This window comes from Pseudomonas sp. HMWF006, assembly GCF_003061205.1.
In the GTDB taxonomy this organism is placed as follows: Bacteria; Pseudomonadota; Gammaproteobacteria; order Pseudomonadales; family Pseudomonadaceae; genus Aquipseudomonas; species Aquipseudomonas monsensis.
Map to the genome: position 1 here is coordinate 1 of NZ_QAIU01000268.1, position 1,290 is coordinate 1,290.

The following is a 1,290-nucleotide window of genomic DNA, read 5'->3' on the forward strand; positions in this document are numbered from 1 at the left end:
GGTGTTCATAACTGTGTCCTTCCCTTAAGCCGCATCGCGCTTGGCGTCGTTGCGGTAAGCCGCTACCGCCGCGATCAAGGCTTGAAGAATCTCCGCGCTCTCGCCGATCACCGACAGGTCGGCGCGTTTGATCATGTCGCAACCGGGGTCGAGGTTGATCGCCACCACCTTGTCGCAGGCACCGATGCCCTGCAGATGCTGGATCGCCCCGGAGATACCCACAGCCACGTAGACCCGCGCGGTGACCCAGGTGCCGGACGCGCCGACCTGCCGATCCCGCGCCATGAAGCCATCGTCCACCGCCACCCGTGACGCGCCTTCGGTGGCGCCGAGCGCCGCAGCCGTTTCGTGGAACAACTGCCAGTCCTTGACCCCATTGCCGCCGGAGAAGATGAACTCGGCTTCGGCCATCGGAATCGCCGCCGGGTCCACCGCCACCGCCCCGAGATCTTCGATTCGCGACAGGCTGCGCGCCACCGTTGTGGATAACTCCACGGGCAGTGCTTCGTGACGGGTTTCGCTAACCGGTTCGGCGCACTCGGCCGAGGCCAGAATCAAGCGTGCGACCGGCCGCGCCAGGTCTTGCAGGCCCGCACCGGCGCGGCCGATGCACTCCTGATCCTTGACCTGCCAGACCCGCGTCGCCGGGCGTTCGCCCAGTGCTGCAGCAAAACGGCGGCCGAGTTCACCGCCACCGCTGCGGCTGTCCGGCAGCAACCAGTGACGCGGGTTGAACTGGTTATCCACAGCCCGCAGACCCTGCACCCGTTGCTCCGGTGCATAACCGCTGAACTCCTCGCTCTCCAGCACCAGCAAGCGATCGACACCGGCCGTGGCGAAAGCGTTTTCCTTGTGCTCGCCGAATACCACGGCCAACACTGCACCGTCCTTGCCGGCCAATTGATGAGCCAGGCCCAGCAAGTCGCGGTCGTGGCTGCTCAGGCGGCCGCCGACCATGTCCGGCACTACGCTGATGTAGAACGCCGGCGCCGGCACCTGATGCAGCGGCAATTGCACTTCAACGGTGGCCGAGCGTTTGACCGCCCCGCCCTGCTGCGCGCCGCTGCGGTCGATACGTTTGATGCCGTTGGGGCCGATAAAACCGATGCCGTGCAGATTCTTGCGGATGATGCCGTTGGGGCCCATCCAGCTGTGTTGCGCCGGTTGCATGGCCGCGTGCAGCGGGTGCAGACGGTTACGCGCAATCCATTCGGCGCGTGGGTCGCGGCGGATAATGTCGCTCATCAGTGGGCCTCCGCAGGTTCACGTTTGGCCGGGGCGGCAGGCTTG

General features: G+C 66.0%; 1 protein-coding gene. It reads right to left on the reverse strand.

What is annotated here, in order from left to right:
* Positions 1-24: 24 nt before the first annotated feature.
* The gene (locus DBR24_RS11080) at positions 25-1,245 is read right to left on the reverse strand and encodes an electron transfer flavoprotein subunit alpha/FixB family protein (protein ID WP_128614751.1); all 1,221 of its coding nucleotides are present in this window, start codon (positions 1,243-1,245) and stop codon (positions 25-27) included.
* Positions 1,246-1,290: the final 45 nt, after the last annotated feature.